At 68.7% G+C, this 15,545-nt stretch carries 15 protein-coding genes; 6 read left to right on the forward strand and 9 right to left on the reverse strand.

Features of this window, described 5'->3' with window-relative positions:
• Positions 1-401 precede the first annotated feature (401 nt).
• The 4 genes from JHD77_RS24190 to JHD77_RS24205 form a co-directional block, all read right to left on the reverse strand.
• On the reverse strand, positions 402-1,322 hold the full coding sequence (locus JHD77_RS24190; RefSeq protein WP_004349914.1) for a SphA family protein: 921 nt from the start codon (positions 1,320-1,322) through the stop codon (positions 402-404).
• 32 nt (positions 1,323-1,354) lie between these two features.
• Positions 1,355-2,773 carry an OprD family porin gene (locus JHD77_RS24195; protein WP_031756291.1) on the reverse strand — a complete coding sequence of 473 codons (1,419 nt, stop codon included), beginning with the start codon at positions 2,771-2,773 and terminating at the stop codon, positions 1,355-1,357.
• A gap of 81 nt (positions 2,774-2,854) precedes the next feature.
• Positions 2,855-3,535 carry a hydrolase gene (locus JHD77_RS24200; RefSeq protein WP_003111283.1) on the reverse strand — a complete coding sequence of 227 codons (681 nt, stop codon included), beginning with the start codon at positions 3,533-3,535 and terminating at the stop codon, positions 2,855-2,857.
• Positions 3,536-3,632: 97 nt separating this feature from the next.
• Entirely contained in the window at positions 3,633-4,493 is an 861-nt protein-coding gene (locus JHD77_RS24205) for a pirin family protein (RefSeq protein WP_003089646.1), read from the reverse strand.
• 100 nt (positions 4,494-4,593) lie between these two features.
• Between JHD77_RS24205 and JHD77_RS24210 the strand changes: the two genes are divergently transcribed.
• Positions 4,594-5,532, forward strand: coding sequence for a LysR substrate-binding domain-containing protein (locus tag JHD77_RS24210; RefSeq protein WP_003105956.1), 939 nt, complete (start codon positions 4,594-4,596; stop codon positions 5,530-5,532).
• A 3-nt stretch (positions 5,533-5,535) separates the two neighbouring features.
• On the opposite strand, the gene treA is transcribed toward JHD77_RS24210, so the two are convergent.
• Entirely contained in the window at positions 5,536-7,173 is a 1,638-nt protein-coding gene (treA, locus tag JHD77_RS24215; protein ID WP_003122365.1) for an alpha,alpha-trehalase TreA, read from the reverse strand.
• A 358-nt stretch (positions 7,174-7,531) separates the two neighbouring features.
• On the opposite strand from treA, the gene JHD77_RS24220 reads away from it, so the two are divergent.
• From JHD77_RS24220 to JHD77_RS24240, 5 genes are all read left to right on the forward strand, one after another.
• Positions 7,532-7,957: a hypothetical protein gene (locus JHD77_RS24220; RefSeq protein ID WP_003113060.1), complete on the forward strand. Its 426-nt coding sequence runs from the start codon at positions 7,532-7,534 to the stop codon at positions 7,955-7,957.
• A complete protein-coding gene (locus JHD77_RS24225; RefSeq protein ID WP_031756293.1) occupies positions 7,950-9,269 on the forward strand; it encodes a PQQ-dependent sugar dehydrogenase in 1,320 nt (439 codons plus the stop codon). The genes JHD77_RS24220 and JHD77_RS24225 overlap by 8 nt, the downstream gene beginning before the upstream one ends.
• Positions 9,270-9,447: 178 nt before the next feature.
• Positions 9,448-10,857: an aspartate aminotransferase family protein gene (locus tag JHD77_RS24230; protein ID WP_003089638.1), complete on the forward strand. Its 1,410-nt coding sequence runs from the start codon at positions 9,448-9,450 to the stop codon at positions 10,855-10,857.
• Positions 10,858-10,934: 77 nt separating this feature from the next.
• Positions 10,935-11,153 (forward strand): MbtH family protein, encoded by a 219-nt coding sequence (locus tag JHD77_RS24235; protein WP_003089636.1) that lies wholly within the window; start codon positions 10,935-10,937, stop codon positions 11,151-11,153.
• Positions 11,154-11,918 carry a thioesterase II family protein gene (locus JHD77_RS24240; protein ID WP_003105945.1) on the forward strand — a complete coding sequence of 255 codons (765 nt, stop codon included), beginning with the start codon at positions 11,154-11,156 and terminating at the stop codon, positions 11,916-11,918.
• A gap of 98 nt (positions 11,919-12,016) precedes the next feature.
• Here JHD77_RS24240 and JHD77_RS24245 read toward each other — a convergent pair whose 3' ends face one another.
• The 4 genes from JHD77_RS24245 to JHD77_RS24260 are packed head-to-tail and all read right to left on the reverse strand — an operon-like array spanning position 12,017 to position 15,538.
• Positions 12,017-12,934, reverse strand: coding sequence for a metal ABC transporter solute-binding protein, Zn/Mn family (locus tag JHD77_RS24245; RefSeq protein ID WP_003120118.1), 918 nt, complete (start codon positions 12,932-12,934; stop codon positions 12,017-12,019).
• Positions 12,931-13,836 (reverse strand): metal ABC transporter permease, encoded by a 906-nt coding sequence (locus tag JHD77_RS24250; RefSeq protein ID WP_003106903.1) that lies wholly within the window; start codon positions 13,834-13,836, stop codon positions 12,931-12,933. The genes JHD77_RS24245 and JHD77_RS24250 overlap by 4 nt, the downstream gene beginning before the upstream one ends.
• Positions 13,833-14,588 (reverse strand): metal ABC transporter ATP-binding protein, encoded by a 756-nt coding sequence (locus tag JHD77_RS24255; RefSeq protein ID WP_003116923.1) that lies wholly within the window; start codon positions 14,586-14,588, stop codon positions 13,833-13,835. Before JHD77_RS24255 ends, JHD77_RS24250 begins: the two co-directional genes overlap by 4 nt.
• On the reverse strand, positions 14,585-15,538 hold the full coding sequence (locus JHD77_RS24260) for a metal ABC transporter substrate-binding protein (RefSeq protein WP_003113055.1): 954 nt from the start codon (positions 15,536-15,538) through the stop codon (positions 14,585-14,587). The genes JHD77_RS24255 and JHD77_RS24260 overlap by 4 nt, the downstream gene beginning before the upstream one ends.
• Positions 15,539-15,545 lie beyond the last annotated feature (7 nt).

Raw genomic sequence — 15,545 nt, forward strand, 5'->3', positions numbered from 1 at the left:
AGCCTGCGGAAATGTCCGGGGGAGCTGTCCGGCGTTTCCAGGGCCTGTAGGGCGAATACCGCCACAGGCGGTATCCGCCGATACCCCGGATAAGCGGCGGATAACCGCGAGCGGTTATTTGCCCTACGGAGTTGGGACGCTGTCCGGCGTTTCCGGGGTGCGTAGGGTGAATAACGCCATGGGCGTTATCCGCCGATATCGCGGATAAGCGGCGGATAACCGCGAGCGGTTATTTGCCCTACGGAGTTGGGGTGCTGTCCGGCGTTTCCGGGGTGCGTAGGGCGAATAACGCCATGGGCGTTATCCGCCGATGTCGCGGTTAAGCGGCGGATAACCGCGAGCGGTTATTCGCCCTACGGACCCGGGGAGGTGTCGGCGTTTCCAGGGCGTTAACCGCCGATTCAGAACGCCAGCAGGTAGCGCAGGGTCAGTTGGTTGCCTTCGCTGCGGTTGCGCGCGCCGCTTTCGGCGTAGAGGTTGGCGAACAGCGTTTGCCTGCCCTGGCTGTACATCACCCCCGGGCCTATGCCGAAGACCTGCTCGCGCGAGTCGGCCTGCCGGTGGCCGTCGATGCGGTCGGCGCTGATCTGTTTCAACTGGTAGCCGGCCAGGCCGATCCGCCAGTGCGGGTCCAGCGCGTAGGAGATCGAGAAGTTCGCGTGCAGCGCCTGTCCCGGCTGTACGTCGTTTGCGCCCAGGCGCGGCGAGGGGTCGTCGTTGCGGCTGATCCAGGCGTAGTGCAGGCGGCCGCTGAGTTCCAGGCGCTCGCCCAGTTCCCAGGTGAAGGCGTAGTGCGGGTTGAAGATCCAGGTGTTGCTGCCGGTGTTGATCGCGGCGTCCTTGTCGTAGTCGCCGGTGGGCAGGGAGAAGACGAAGTTCAGGCGCTGCCAGTAGGGGCGGCCGAACAGCGTAGCGGGCCCCCATTGCAGCATCAGCGGACTGACGATCAGGTCGCCCTGGCGGGTGCGCCGGCCGTCCGGGCCGCCGTCGATATCGAGGTCCAGGCGTACCAGCGGCAGCAGCACTTCGGCGCCGTAGTGGGCGCCGAGCAGGGTGTTCTGGCTGAGGTAGGCGAAGTGCGGCAACAGCGTGGTGCCACGAACCCGTTGCCGTCCGGGAACCGAATGCCCGCCGGCATCGCTGGCGTTGTTCGCCCGAACGTATTGCAGGGGCAGTTCGAAGAGCATGCCGGGACGGCTGACGCCGTCCATGAAGCTGGTGTTGCCGAGCGCCAGCGGCGGCAGCGCGACGGCGTCGGCGCGGGCCTCCAGGCAGAGCGCGGCGGAGAGGGCGCCGAAGGTGGGTAGCAGGGCTGCACGCATGAGGGGATTTCTCTTTTTCTGGTTCCGTGGGTTCAGAGCAACCTGATCGGGTAGTCGACCACCACCCGGTATTCGTCGGAGCTGGAGTTGCCGCGGGTGTTGCCGGGGGCGGTGTAGCCTTCGCCGGGGCGGTGGGTGGCCCAGCGCAGGGTCACGCTGAGGCCCTTGGCCGGGCCGGCGGGGAAGGCGTAGCGCAGCGACAGGTCGCGTTCCCAGTGCTGGGCGTTCTTGCCATTGGGGTTGTAGAGGTAGCCATAGCCCGCGCTGTCCGGGTCGACCCGGGTCAGGTCGGCCTGGCCACGGCCGTAGGCGGCGCCGAATTGCCAGTCCGGGGCGGCGAGGAAGGCCAGGCTGGCCTGGTACTGGATCTTCCACGAGCGCTCGCCGGGGCCGTTGAAGTCGGCGTACTGCATGGCGTTGCTTTCGTAGAGGAAGGTCCGGTCGTTCTGCGCGATGAAGTCGAACGGGGTGTCGCCATCGACCTTTTGCAGGCTGAGGCTCAGCGACTGGCCGCCGCCGGCCAGGGTCAGGCCGGCGTTGTAGAGGTCGTTGTCGATCCGGCCGAGCTGGCTGCGGCCCTGGTCGCGGGTCTTGTAGTAATGCAGCCAGGGCGTCAGGGTCAATTGGCTGGAAAGCCGCCACGGCTGGCTGAGGCCGAGGTAGTGCTGGTTCCAGATATCCTCCAGGCGGCCGCTGTAGAGCGTCGCCTGGCTGCCGCCGGGGGCGCTGTAGCTGGCGCCCAGCCAGGCGATGTGCGGGCTTTCGCGATCGGCGGCGATACCGCCCTTGGTGCCGTTGCCGTAGCCGCTGGTGAGATGACTGTGGCCGCTCTGGTTGCGTAGGCGGGTGGCTTCGACGAAGCCGGCGTCCAGTTCGAACGCGCGGAAATGGTAGTTCTTCAGGGTCACGCCACGGTAGCTCTGCGGCACCATGCGACTGACGCCGCTGGCGATCACCGGGTTCTCCAGCAACTGGTCGCCGATCTTCAGCAGGCTGTCCAGGCCGCGCAGCTTGAGGGCCGTGCCGGCCGCGGAGAAGCTGTCGGCGGGGCGACCGGCGGAGTCCAGCGGCAACACGCCGGCGCCGCCGCTGCCGCCACCGCCGTCCAGGCGCAGGCCGTAGAAGGCGTGCGCATCCAGGCCGATGCCTATCGGCGTGTCGGTATAGCCGGAGCGGAACGACAGCATCAGGCCCTGGGCCCATTCGCGCTGGTCGCGGCGGGACGGGGTGTCGTGGTTGTCGCGGGCGAAATAGTAGTTGCGGAGGAAACCGTTCAGCGTCGAGCCTTCGACGAAGCCCGGCGGCACCTTCATTTCGGCTTTCTGCCGCTGGTTCAGGCCGGTGCTGATGTTGTCGCGATGGCCCAGGGAGTCGTCGGCCAGGAGCGAGCCCGGACCTATGGCAAGGGCAAGGCAGAGCGTAGCCCCGCGCTTCGTGGAGGAATCAGGCATGGGTCCGGTCCGTAGTCGTTGCTATCCACCAGGCTCCTGCTCGGCAAAAGAAGGGGCGTGCAGCCCCTTCCTTCCCATGGATCACTTGCGCTGCGAATCCAGTTGCTCGTGGTTGTTGACCACGGCCTGGGCCTTGGCGTAGCTCTCGATCAGCAGTTGGTAGTGCGGGAATACCGCGCTGTAGGCTTCGGCGAACTGCACGGCGTCGTCGCGGTTCCAGGTACGCTGGATTTCCGAGCAGACCGCGGCGGTGTCCATCGGCACCACGCCGGCCTGGACCACCCGTGCCAGGGTGATTTCCTGGGCCATCTTGGAGTAGGTGCCGGAGGCGTCGATCACCGCGAACACCTGATAGCCGTCGTGTACCGCGGCGATGCTGGGGAAGGCCATGCACACGCTGGTGATGGTGCCGGCGATGATCAGTTGCTTCTTGCCGGTGGCCTTCACCGCGGCGACGAATTCCGGGTTGTCCCAGGCATTGATCTCACCCTTGCGCGCGACGTACTGGGCGTGCGGCGCGGCCTCGTGGATCTCCGGGATCAGCGGGCCGTTGGGGCCCTGCGGTACCGAGGCGGTGGTGATCACCGGGATCTTCGCCAGGGTGGCGACCTTGGCCAGGGTGGTGGCGTTGGCGCGCAGTTCGGTCATCGGCATGTCCTTGACCGTCTGGAACAGGCCGCTCTGGTGGTCGATCAGCAACATGGCGGCGTTGGCCGGATCGATCTTCGGGGTCTGACCGTTGAAGTTGGCGGGAGCGCTCATTTCCATTTCCTCTTGCAGGGTGGTCGTCCGTGAATTTCGGGCAAAGCCCGGCCGGGCCCGCGCTTCCTGCGCGGGCCATGTCGTAGGGGGGCGGACTTCAGTGGGCGCGGATGAAGCGCCCGTTCTCGAAGTCCTCGATGGCCTGGTCGATTTCCTCGCGGCTGCTCATCACGAAGGGGCCATAGCCGATGATCGGCTCGTCCAGCGGCTCGCCGCTGAGCACCAGCAACTGCACGTCGTTGTTGGCTTCCAGTTCCAGCCGCGGGTCGTCGCGGTCGAGCAGGGCGACCTGGGCTTCGCGAACGATCTCGTCGCCGACCGCGAGGGTGCCGCGCAGGACCACCACGGCGCAGGTATGTCCCTTGGGCAGGTCGAGGGCGAGGTGCTTGCCGGCCTTCAGCTGCACGTCCCAGACCGCCAGCGGCGAGTGGGTCAGCGCCGGCCCCTGGTGGCGGCCGTAGCGTCCGGCGATCACCCGCAGTTCGCCGGCCCTGTCGGGCAGGCCGACGCGGGGAATGTCGGCATCCAGCAGGGTCTGGTAGCGCGGCGGGTTCATCTTGTCGCTGGAGGGCAGGTTGACCCATAGCTGGACCATTTCCAGCGTTCCACCTGTGCTACGGAAGCGTTCCGAGTGGTACTCCTCGTGGAGGATCCCGGAGGCCGCCGTCATCCACTGCACATCCCCCGGCCCGATGCGTCCGCCGGCGCCGGTGGAGTCGTGGTGCTCGACCTCGCCCTGGTAGACGATGGTCACCGTCTCGAAGCCGCGATGAGGATGCTGGCCTACGCCGCGGCGCTGCTGTGCGGGGGGGAAATCAGCAGGCCCGGCGTAGTCCAGCAAGAGGAACGGGCTGATATGCTGGCCCAGTGTGTTGTAGGAAAAGAGCGAACGAACGGGGAATCCGTCGCCCACCCAGTGGCGGTTGGCGTTGCCGTAGATTCCCAGGACCTTTTTCACGTCGGTGCTCCTCGATTGAGTCGATGGAGCGATACGCTAGTTCCCGGGAGTGGGAACCGGTAGTCCGCAAATCAAGTCTCAGAGTCTCGCAGGTGGAACGATGAGTGGTGAGCTGGTGTTCGATCTGAACGCGCTTTTCATCTATGCCAAGGTGGTCGAGCACGGTGGCTTCGCCCCCGCCGGGCGGGTGTTGGGGATTCCCAAGTCGACCATCAGCCGCAAGGTCGCGCAGCTCGAGGCGCGCCTGGGCGTACGCCTGGTGCAGCGCTCGACGCGGCAATTCCAGGTGACCGAGATCGGCCAGGCCTACTACCGTCATTGCGTGGCGATGACGGTGGAAGCGGAGGCTGCCGAGGACGTCATCGAACAGAACCGCTCGGAGCCGTGCGGAATGGTCCGCCTGACCTGCTCGACGCCGCTGCTGCACTTCGAACTGGCGCCGATGCTGGCGCGCTTCATGGCGCAGTATCCGAACGTCGAGCTGTACGTGAAGACCTTCAATCGCCGGGTCGACGTGATCGCCGAAGGCTACGACATCTCGCTGTCGCTGCGTTTCCCGCCGCTGGAGGACAGCGACCTGGTGATGAAGGTGCTGGCACGCAGCCCGCAGGTGCTGGTGGCCAGCCCGGAGCTGCTGGCCCGCTACCGCCCGCCGGAGCTGCCGGCCGACCTGTCGGCGATGCCCTACGTCGGCTGGGAGCGTTCGCGCCTGGACGGCAGCCTGCGGCTGGTCGGCGCGGATGGCAGCAGCGCGGCCCTCAACCTGCGCCCGCAACTGCTCAGCGACGACCTCGGCACCTTGCGCCAGGCGGTGCTGGAGGGCGTCGGGATCGGCGGCCTGCCGCTCTGCGTGGTCAGTCGCGACCTGGCCGAGCGCCGGCTGGTGCGGGTGCTGCCGGAGTGGACGCCGGTGGAAGGCATGGTGGTGGCAATGTTCCCCTCGCGGCGCGGGCTGTTGCCTTCGGTCCGCGCGCTGATCGACTTTCTCGCCGCAGGCTTCGCCGACGCCGCGCAGCGCCAGTACCCGGCGCCGGGCTGAGGCTCAGCGACCGGCGCCCGGGCCGTAGAGTCGGAGCAGTTGCAGGGTCACGCCGTTGGACCAGCCGAAGCCGTCCTGCAGCGGGTACTCGCCACCGCCGCCGCCGCCCTGGTTGCCGCTGATGTCGTATTTCTCCACCAGTTTTCCTTCGCGGTCGTAGACCTGCTGCACCTGGGCGAGGAATCGCCGGCCGATGTCTTCCGCCAGGGCGTCCCGGCCGTAGGCGCGCAGGCCCTGTACGGCGACCCACTGCAAGGGTGCCCAGCCGTTCGGCTCGTCCCATTGCTGGCCGCTGGCACGGGTGGTGGTGGCCAGTCCGCCCGGGCGCAGCAGTTGGGCGGCGACGCTGTCGGCGGTACGACCGGCGCGTTCGGCGGAGGCCAGCCCGGTGAATAGCGGGAAGAGGCTGGCGGCGTTGATCCGCTCGATGGGCCGCCGGCGTTGCCAGTCGTAGTCGGCGTAGTAGCCCGCCGGGTGCCAGAGGTGGTCTTCGATGGCCTGTCGTCGCTTCTCCGCGCGGGCGCCGTAGCCTTGCTCGCAGGCCTTCAGCGCGCTGCTGGCGCAGGCCTTGGCGATGGTTCGTTCGAGATGGTAGAGCAGGGCGTTGAGGTCCACCGGGACGATGGCGGTGGTGCGGATGCTGGCCAGTTCGCGGCCGTCGTCCAGCCAGCGGGAGGAGAAGTCCCAGCCGCTTTCCGCGCCGGCCCGCAGGTCGCGATAGACCTCGCCCGCGGGGCGCTGCGGGGCGCGCGCGGCGGTCGCCCGGTCCTCCAGGAAGGACTCCTGGCGCGGTGTGTCACGGTTGTCCCAGTAGCGGTTCAGCAGGCTGCCGTCGGCCAGTTTCACCACGTGCAGGCGCGCCTCGTTGGGGCGCAGCCCGGCGGAGCCTTCCATCCAGTAGGCGTATTCCTTCTGTAGCTGCGGCAGATAGCGCCGGTAGGCGGCGTCGCCTTCGCGTCTTGCCTGCAGGTCCACCATGTAGGCGAAGAACGGCGGCTGCGAACGGCTCAGGTAGTAGCTGCGGTTACCGTTGGGAATGTGCCCGTAGGTATCGATCAGGTAGGCGAAGTTGTCGAGCATGTCGCGCACCCGCTGGTGCTGCCCGCTCTCCGCAAGGCCGAGCATGGTGAAGTAGGAGTCCCAGTAGTACACCTCGCGGAAGCGTCCGCCGGGGACCACGTAGGGTTTCGGCAGCGGCAGCAGGCTGCTGTGGGCCGGCACCTGCTCGTAGTGGCGGGTCAACGCCGGCCACAGGTCGCTGATGTGGCTGGCGAGATCGGCGCCCGCTTCCGGCGGGGCGGTCTCGACGCTGCCGGACTCCTCGAAGTTGCGGCCGACGAAGGCGCGCAGGTCGAAGCCGGGCCGCTCCCTCTCGCGCAGGTAGTCGGCGCGGATCCGTGCAGGCTCGCGCAGCGGGAGCGCATCGACGAAGTGCTTCTGGTCGCTGAACAGCCGGCTTTCCTGCACCGCCTGGAACAACTCGGGATAGGCTTCGTCGGGGGCGATCGCGCGTTCGCCGCTGGCGTCCTGCCAACCCCAGGACGCGGGCGGGGTAGGCGCCGGGCCCTGGCTGCAGGCCGCCAGCAGGAGCAGGACCCAGGCCGCGAGCATGGCGCGGGGTAGAGCGGTTCGATCAGGCATCGGCTGTCTCCTCTTCGGCAAACGCCGGGCGCGGATCGGTCGCCGGCGGGGTGCGCCTGGGGCGGCGCGGCAACCCGGCGGGAGGGCCGGGAAGGGCGCTACCCCTGTTTCGGTGAGTCGCGGCGCACGAAGTTCCATCGGAAGGATCGCCAGCGTACCTATCGCTTCCGACAGGTCCTTGCGGATGAACTCCAGCGCTTCGCGCAGGTCCGTCGCAGAAGGGGCGCGAGCCCCCCAGTCGCCGTTTCGCCGTGCCGTTCCCCGCTGCCCGCGCCTTGCGCAGGGCCTCGGCGGTTCGAATCTCCTGCCCGTCCCTTCACGTCGGGAAGCCTGCGTTTCCCGAGAGGAGTGTTTCGCAATGGCCACCGCACTACGCTTCAGACCGCTGGACGCCTTCTACAACGTCCTCAACCCGGTTCCCTTCGGTTTCTTCGTCGCCGCCCTGGTCTTCGATGCCACCTATTTCGCCACGGCGGAGGTGATGTGGGGCAAGAGCGCGGCCTGGCTGATCAGTCTCGGCCTGCTGTTCGCCATCCTGCCCTGCATCGTCGACCTGTGCCGCGTATGGCTGCTGCGGCGCGCGGCGGTGGTTGCGGCGGCCAGGGTTTCCTCCTTGCTGAAGTTCGCCGGTATCGTCCTGGCCATCTTCAATGCCTTCGTGCACAGCCGCGACGCCTATGCGGTGATGCCGGCCGGGCTATGGCTGTCGATCGCGACGGTGCTGCTGCTGGCGCTGGGAGAGGCGCTCCTGGCGGTATCCGCGGAGGAGGTGGCGCATGGCTAGCCTCCACTCGCTGCGCCCCGTCGCGCTTGCCCTCGGCCTGGTCCTGGCCGGCTGCAACCAGGGGTCGCAGAACGATCCGCAGCAGCAGACCGGCGCCAATCCGGCGCTTCCGGAACCGAAGCACTTCCTTCTGCCGCCGATGAAGGTACCGGAAGGCGTGGGCTGGTCGGGAGAGGCCAAGCCGACGGTGGCCCAGGGCCTGAAGATCGAGAAGATCGCCGATGGCCTGCAACACCCTCGCCAGTTGCTGGTCTTGCCCAACGGCGATGTGCTGGTGGTGGAGGCCAACTCGCCCGGCACCGCGCCGGTGACCACGCCGAAGCAACTCATCGCGGGGATGGTCAAGGGGAAGTCCGGCAAGGCCGGCAAGGGCGGCAACCGCATCACCCTGCTGCGCCGAGCCGGCGCCGGAGGCCAGTGGCAGAAGTACGTGTTCCTGGAAGGGCTGGACTCGCCGTTCGGCGTGCAGCGGATGGGGGATTACCTGTATGTCGCCAATACCGGGAACATCATGCGCTACCGCTACGTGCCGGGTGAAACCCGGGTCGCCGACCCGGGGATGGAGTTCACCGACCTGCCGGACACCATCAACCACCACTGGACCAAGGCGCTGCTCGCCAGTCCCGACGGGCGCAAGCTCTACGTGGGCGTCGGTTCGAACAGCAACATCACCGAGAACGGCGCGGCGATCGAATACCGTCGTGCGGCGATTCTCGAGGTGGATGTCGCCAGCCGCGGCAGCCGCATCTACGCCTCCGGCCTGCGCAACCCGACCGGCCTGCAGTGGGAACCGGTCTCCGGCAAGCTGTGGACCATCGTCAACGAGCGCGACGAGATCGGCAACGACCTGGTCCCGGATTACCTGACCTCGGTACGGGAGGGCGGCTTCTACGGCTGGCCCTACAGCTACTTCGGCCAGCACCTGGATTCGCGGGTGAAGCCGCAGCGTCCCGACCTGGTGGCGAAGGCCATCGTCCCCGATTACGCGCTGGGTTCCCACGTGGCCGCGCTGGGCCTGTTCTTCTACACCGGCGACGAGTTGCCCGAGCGCTATCGCAACGGCGCCTTCGTCAGCGAGCACGGCAGTTGGAACCGCTCGCCGGTCAGCGGCTTCCAGGTGGTCCATGTGCCGTTCGCCGACGGCAAGCCCGCCGGTGCGCCGCAGCCGGTGGTGACCGGGTTCGTCTCCGCGGACGAGAAGCAGTTGTTCGGTGCGCCGGTGGGGTTGGCGCAGGCGGCCGACGGCGCGTTGCTGATCGCCGACGACGTCGGCAATGCGATCTGGCGGGTGAGCGCCGCGGGCGCCGACTAGCGGCCTGCTCGACGGTGTCCGGGCCGGAGCTGGCGGTCCGGGCTCGGTGCTGCGGTCCGGCGCAGTAAATCCGTGCGTCCCTCCTGCGTCTCCTGTGCATCCGATCCGCGAATGCCGCCCCTGGCGGCCGGATCGCCGGTTGCCAGTGGAACACCACCACGCCTTGAGGGTTGAAGACATGCACGTCGCCACCAGCGTCATCGAAGACCAGCCGCTCCGCGCCACCCCGGCGGAGGGCGAAACGCTCTACGAGTTCTCCCAGTCGCCCTTGCTGGAACGGCAAAGCCGCCAGGAGTCCAACGCGCGCAGCTATCCGCGGCGGATTCCGCTGGCGCTGAAGAAGGCCAGGGGGCTGCTGGTGGAGGACGTCGAGGGGCGTACCTTCATCGATTGCCTGGCCGGCGCCGGCACCCTGGCGCTGGGGCACAACCATCCGGTGGTGATCGAGGCGATCCGCCAGGTTCTGGCCGACGAGCTGCCGCTGCACACCCTCGACCTGACCACCCCGGTGAAGGACCAGTTCGTCCAGGACCTGTTCGGCCTGCTGCCGCCGGCGCTGGCCGCCGAGGCGAAGATCCAGTTCTGCGGCCCGACCGGCACCGACGCGGTGGAAGCCGCGCTGAAACTGGTACGCACCGCCACCGGGCGCAGCACCATCCTGTCGTTCCAGGGCGGCTACCACGGCATGAGCCAGGGCGCGCTGGGGCTGATGGGCAATCTCGGACCGAAGAAGCCGTTGGGCGCGGTGCTCAGCACGGGCGTGCAGTTCCTGCCGTATCCCTACGATTACCGTTGCCCGTTCGGTCTCGGCGGCGAGGCGGGGGTCAAGGCGAACCTGCACTACCTGGAGAACCTGCTGAACGATCCGGAAGGCGGCGTGCAGTTGCCGGCGGCGGTGATCGTCGAGGTGGTCCAGGGCGAGGGCGGCGTGGTTCCGGCCGATCTCGACTGGCTGCGCGGCTTGCGGCGGATCACCGAGCAGGCCGGGGTGGCGCTGATCGTCGACGAGATCCAGAGCGGCTTCGCCCGTACCGGCAGGATGTTCGCCTTCGAGCACGCCGGCATCGTCCCCGACGTGGTGGTGCTGTCCAAGGCCATCGGCGGCAGCCTGCCGCTGGCGGTGGTGGTCTACCGCGAATGGCTGGACAAATGGCAGCCCGGCGCCCACGCCGGCACCTTCCGTGGCAACCAGATGGCCATGGCCGCCGGTTCGGCGGTGATGCGCTACCTGAAGGAACACGACCTGGCGGCCCACGCGGCGGCCATGGGCGAGCGCCTGGCCGAGCACCTGCGCATCCTCCAGCGCGACTATCCGCAACTGGGCGATATCCGCGGTCGGGGGCTGATGCTCGGGGTCGAGATCGTCGACCCGCAGGGCGAGGCGGATGCCCTCGGTCATCCGCCGACCGACGGCGCCCTGGCCTCGCGGGTCCAGCGCGAGTGCCTGAGGCGCGGCCTGATCCTCGAACTGGGCGGCCGCCACGGCAGCGTGGTGCGCTTCCTGCCGCCGCTGATCATCGGCGCCGAACAGATCGACGAGGTGGCCCGGCGTTTCGCCCGCGCCCTCGGCGCGGCGCTGGCCGGCTAATTTTCCCGCCGGGCTTTTCGTTATCCAACGCAAGGGCCGTGCTGCGCGCGGCCGTTCGATCCCATCAGGAGCAAGCAATGACTTCAGTGTTCGACCGTGACGACATCCAGTTCCAGGTAGTGGTCAACCATGAGGAGCAGTATTCCATCTGGCCGGAATACAAGGAGATTCCCCAGGGCTGGCGGGCGGCCGGCAAGAGCGGCCTGAAGAAGGACTGCCTGGCCTACATCGAGGAAGTCTGGACCGACATGCGCCCGCTGAGCCTGCGCCAGCACATGGACAAGGCGGCCGGCTGAGTGGGCGGTACGCCCGTACGGCTGTTCTGCCTGCCGTATTCCGGCGCCAGCGCCATGACCTACAGCCGCTGGCGGCGCAAGCTGCCGGCCTGGCTGGCGGTGCGTCCGGTGGAGTTGCCGGGGCGCGGGGCGCGGATGGCCGAGCCGTTGCAGACCGACCTGGCGAGCCTGGCGCAGCAACTGGCGCGCGAGCTGCACGACGAGGTCCGCCAGGGCCCCTACGCGATGCTCGGCCACAGCCTCGGCGCCTTGCTCGCCTGCGAGGTGCTGTATGCCTTGCGCGAATTGGGTTGCCCGACGCCGCTGGGGTTCTTCGCCTGCGGCACCGCGGCACCGTCGCGACGCGCCGAGTATGACCGCGGTTTCGCCGAACCGAAGAGCGACGCCGAGCTGATCGCCGACCTGCGCGACCTGCAAGGTACGCCGGAAGAGGTGCTGGGCAACCGCGAGCTGATGAGCCTGACCCTGCCGATCCTGCGCGCCGATTTCCTGCTCTGCGGCAGCTATCGTCACCAGCGGCGCCCGCCGCTGGCCTGTCCGATCCGAACGCTTGGCGGCAGGGAGGACAAGGCCAGCGAGGAACAGTTGCTGGCTTGGGCCGAGGAAACCCGCAGCGGTTTCGAACTGGAGCTGTTCGACGGCGGGCACTTCTTCATCCATCAGCGCGAGGCCGAGGTGCTGGCGGTCGTCGAGCGCCAGGTCGAGGCCTGGCGCGCGGGGCAGGGCGCCGCGGCGTTGGCGGTGGAGTCGGCGGCGATCTGCTGATGCCCGCGAGGGCGCCATAGGCCCTGCGGCGGGTCCGATGTCGACGAAAAAAGGCCGGGGAGCAGCGCTCCCCGGCCTTTTTCGTTACGAGGCGCGGCTCAGCCTTTACCGGCCAGCAGCCCTTCGACTATCGCTTTCATGTCACTTTCCAGGCCGGCCACCGGGTCCGCCGCCTCGGTGTCCACCACTACCAGGCGTGCGCCGCTGGCGGCGATGGCATCGGCGAGGGGCTTGGGTGGCTGGCGATGGTGCAGGACCAGGGCGATATCCTCGCTCTTCAGCTCCTCGGCGAAAGCCTGGATATTGGTCTCGGTCCAGCCGTCGTCGGCCTGGATCTCCACGTCCAGCGGGTCCAGGTTGAGCCCGGCGAGCAGGTAGCCGAGGCGTTCGGAGAGGCTGATCACGCTGAGGTTGTCGGCCTTCGCCAGGCGAGTCTCGTTACTGGCGGTCGCTTCCAGCAATTGCTTCTTCAGCGTCGCCAGGTTGGCCTGGATGGTCGCTGCGGCGCCGGGCGCCAGGCGTTCCAGGTCGCTGGCGAGGACATCGGCCATGCGCCCCAGGTTGGTCGGGTTGAGCCAGGGGTAGGCATGCAGGTCGCTGCCGGGGCGCAGGGCGATGCCGGGCAGGGCGCCGTCCACCGGACGCGCGGCGTCGATCTCGACGATACGGATATTGCTACGGCGGGCCAGCGGGTAGAGCGGGTCGTCGCTCCAGATCGAGCGCAGGTCGATCACCGCGTCGGCCTGCCCGGCGGCCTTGGCCAGGCCGCCGGCGCCGCGCCCGGCGAAGAACGAGGCCTGGCGGCTGGCCGGCAGGTTGGCCGGGGCGACCCGTTGCAGCTTGACCTCGGTGTCCCGCAGCAGGCGTTCGGCGAGGGCGTGGGTGACCGGCAGGCTGGCCAGTACCGTGACTGGCGCGGACTGGGCCGCGGCCGGCGTCGCGGCGAGGGCCGGGAGCGGGCCGGCGAGTCCGGCGCAAGCCAGGGCCAGGGCGAGGCAATGGGGTTTCAGGTTCATCCGGGGGTTCCTTTCAGGTGCGGCAGGCAGCCGCGAGCGATGGCGGCGAGGCCGAAGGCCAGGCCGGCGACCAGGATGATCGCGGCGCCGGAGGGAATCGGCAGGTCGAACATGATCGGCAACAGGATACCGGCCAGCGTGCTGACGGTGGCGATCAGCACCGCCAGCCAGAAGAACCCTTTCAGCGACTGGCTGACCAGGCGCGCCGCCGCCGCCGGGATCACCAGCAGGGCTCCGACCAGGATCGCGCCGATCACTTTCACCGCGGCGACGGTGACCAGGGTCACCAGGGCCACGAACAGGTAGTCCAGGCTCTTCACCGCGACCCCGCGCACCGCCGCCAGTTGCGGGTTGAAGCTGGCCAGCATGATGCGGTTGTACAGCGGCAGGGCCAGGCACGGCACCAGCACGGCGACCGCCGCCAGCACCGCGAGGTCATGGCCGTTCACGGTCAGCACCGAGCCGAACAGCACGTTCTCGAGGATATGCACGTTGATCTTGCCCGCCAGCACCAGCAGCAGGCTGGCGCCGAGCGCCAGGGACACCGAGAGGAACACCCCGATCAGGGTGTCCGGGGCCAGGCCGGTGCGGTTGCGCAGGTAGTTGAGCAGGACGCCGAACAGCAGGCAGTAGCCGAACAGGCTGCCGTAGGGCCCGGTGTAGGGCTCGCCGAGAAGGATGCCGATGGCCACGCCGGTGAGCGCGGCGTGGCCGACCGCCTCGGAGAAGAAGGCGAAGCGCTTGACCACCACCAGGGTGCCGAGGCCGCCGAGCACCGGGCCGATCAGCAGTCCGGCGAGGAGCGCGTTGACGACGAAGCCGTAGGCCAGGGTCTCCGGCAGGTAGCCGGCGGCGGCCCAGGCCTGGACGGCCTGGCGCAGTTGTTCGTAGGCGTCGTTCATCGGCTGGCCTCCGCGTTCTTCCGGGGCTGGGTGGAGAACAGCGTGAGCAGGCGTTCCGGGGTCAGGCTGCTGGCCGCCGGACCGTCGAACAGCAGGTGGCGGTTGAGACCGCTGACCCGGTCGGCGAGGCGGCCGACGGCCTCCAGGTCGTGCTCGATCCAGAGCACGGTGACGCCGGCCTGGCGCCAGTCCAGCAGCAGCCGCTCGAAGACCTGGATGCCGCCCTCGTCGAGGGCCGACATCGGTTCGTCCAGCACCAGCAGTTGCGGCGGCGGTACCAGGCCCTGGGCCAGCAGCACGCGCTGGCGCTCGCCGCCGGAGAGGGCGCCCATGCGCCGACCGCGCTTGGCCAGCATGCCGACCCGCTCCAGGGCGGCGTCGATCGCCGGGCGCCGGCTGCGCGACAGGCCGAGGAAGGCCGGACGGCGTTGGCACATGGCGGCCATGAAATCGTCGACGGTGAGCGGCAGGCCGCGGTCGAACTCCAGCGCCTGCGGCACGTAGCCGATGCAGCCGGGCGCGCCGGGCCACTCCAGGCGCAGCTCGCCGCGATGCGGCATCTGCCCGAGCAGGGTCTTGACCAGCGAACTCTTGCCGCCGCCGTTCGGTCCGACCAGCGCGTGCACGCTGCCGGCCTCGACGCGCAGGCGCACGCCATCGAGGATGCGGCTGCCGCCTAGGCTCAGGTCGATCCCGGCGAAGTCGATGGCCGGCCCGCAAGGCGTGGCGCAAAGCCGTTCGGCCACGGTCATGCGCCGGACTCCTGGATGGCGCGGACCACGGTGTCGAGGTTGCGCGCCATTTCTTCCTCGTACTTGCCGGCGCTGTAGTCGCCATAGGAAATGTGCGACAGCGAATAGAGCTTCACCCCGGACTCGCGCTGGATGGTCTCGACGTAGGTGGAGGGGAAGTCGATCTCGGAGAAGATCACCTTCACGTCCAGCGCCTTGAGCTGGTCGATGGTCTTCTTCAACTGGCTCGGACTCGGCTCGATGCCGTGGGCCGGCTCGACCACGGCGGTGACTTCCAGGCCGAATTCGCGCAGCAGGTAGTCGTAGGCGCCGTGGATGGTGGCGACGCGGAAGTCGGCGGCCGGGGCCTTGTTCAGCCGCGCCAGGGCGTCGGCGCGCAGGGCCCGCAGGCGCTTGGCGTAGGCCCGGGCGTTGCGGGTGTAGGCCTTGGCGTTGGCCGGGTCGAGCTTGCCCAGTTCGCGGGCGATGGTGTTGACCTGGGTGATCGAGGCGCTGATGGACAGGAAAGTATGCGGGTTGACCACCTTGCCGGCGCCGCGCGCGGCCATGCCGGTGGCGGCCAGCAGCGGCACCTTGGCGTTCGCCTCGATCACCGGGATGCCGGGCTTTTCGCTGGAGGCGATCATGCGCTCGGCGAAATCGTCGTGGCCGACGCCGTTGAGCACCACCACGTCGAGCGTGCCGATGCGCTTGATGTCCTCGGCGCGCGGCTCGTAGGCATGCGGGTTGAAACCGGCGGGGATCAGCGGCACCACCTCGGCCTTGTCGCCGACGATGTTGCTCACGTAGCTGTAGTAGGGATGCAGGGTGATGCCGATGCGCAGGCGCTTGCCGTCTTCGGCCTGGGCCAGCGGGGCGAGCAGGGCCAGCAGCAGGGCGGCCAGCAGGGCACGGCCCGGGAGGAGGGCGGCGAGACCGCGCGGACGGGATGAGCGACGGGAGAACAGCATGGAAAAA

Source organism: Pseudomonas sp. P20, from assembly GCF_016463925.1.
GTDB lineage: Bacteria > Pseudomonadota > Gammaproteobacteria > Pseudomonadales > Pseudomonadaceae > Pseudomonas > Pseudomonas aeruginosa.

What these genes read in the sequence shown, in the direction of transcription:
- JHD77_RS24190 (WP_004349914.1), bottom strand. Translation starts at nt 1,322, where the DNA reads ATGCGTGCAGCCCTGCTACCCACCTTCGGCGCCCTCTCCGCCGCGCTC.
- JHD77_RS24195 (WP_031756291.1), bottom strand. Translation starts at nt 2,773, where the DNA reads ATGCCTGATTCCTCCACGAAGCGCGGGGCTACGCTCTGCCTTGCCCTT.
- JHD77_RS24200 (WP_003111283.1), bottom strand. Translation starts at nt 3,535, where the DNA reads ATGAGCGCTCCCGCCAACTTCAACGGTCAGACCCCGAAGATCGATCCG.
- JHD77_RS24210 (WP_003105956.1), top strand. Translation starts at nt 4,594, where the DNA reads ATGAGTGGTGAGCTGGTGTTCGATCTGAACGCGCTTTTCATCTATGCC.
- treA (WP_003122365.1), bottom strand. Translation starts at nt 7,173, where the DNA reads ATGCCTGATCGAACCGCTCTACCCCGCGCCATGCTCGCGGCCTGGGTC.
- JHD77_RS24220 (WP_003113060.1), top strand. Translation starts at nt 7,532, where the DNA reads ATGGCCACCGCACTACGCTTCAGACCGCTGGACGCCTTCTACAACGTC.
- JHD77_RS24225 (WP_031756293.1), top strand. Translation starts at nt 7,950, where the DNA reads ATGGCTAGCCTCCACTCGCTGCGCCCCGTCGCGCTTGCCCTCGGCCTG.
- JHD77_RS24230 (WP_003089638.1), top strand. Translation starts at nt 9,448, where the DNA reads ATGCACGTCGCCACCAGCGTCATCGAAGACCAGCCGCTCCGCGCCACC.
- JHD77_RS24235 (WP_003089636.1), top strand. Translation starts at nt 10,935, where the DNA reads ATGACTTCAGTGTTCGACCGTGACGACATCCAGTTCCAGGTAGTGGTC.
- JHD77_RS24245 (WP_003120118.1), bottom strand. Translation starts at nt 12,934, where the DNA reads ATGAACCTGAAACCCCATTGCCTCGCCCTGGCCCTGGCTTGCGCCGGA.
- JHD77_RS24250 (WP_003106903.1), bottom strand. Translation starts at nt 13,836, where the DNA reads ATGAACGACGCCTACGAACAACTGCGCCAGGCCGTCCAGGCCTGGGCC.
- JHD77_RS24255 (WP_003116923.1), bottom strand. Translation starts at nt 14,588, where the DNA reads ATGACCGTGGCCGAACGGCTTTGCGCCACGCCTTGCGGGCCGGCCATC.
- JHD77_RS24260 (WP_003113055.1), bottom strand. Translation starts at nt 15,538, where the DNA reads ATGCTGTTCTCCCGTCGCTCATCCCGTCCGCGCGGTCTCGCCGCCCTC.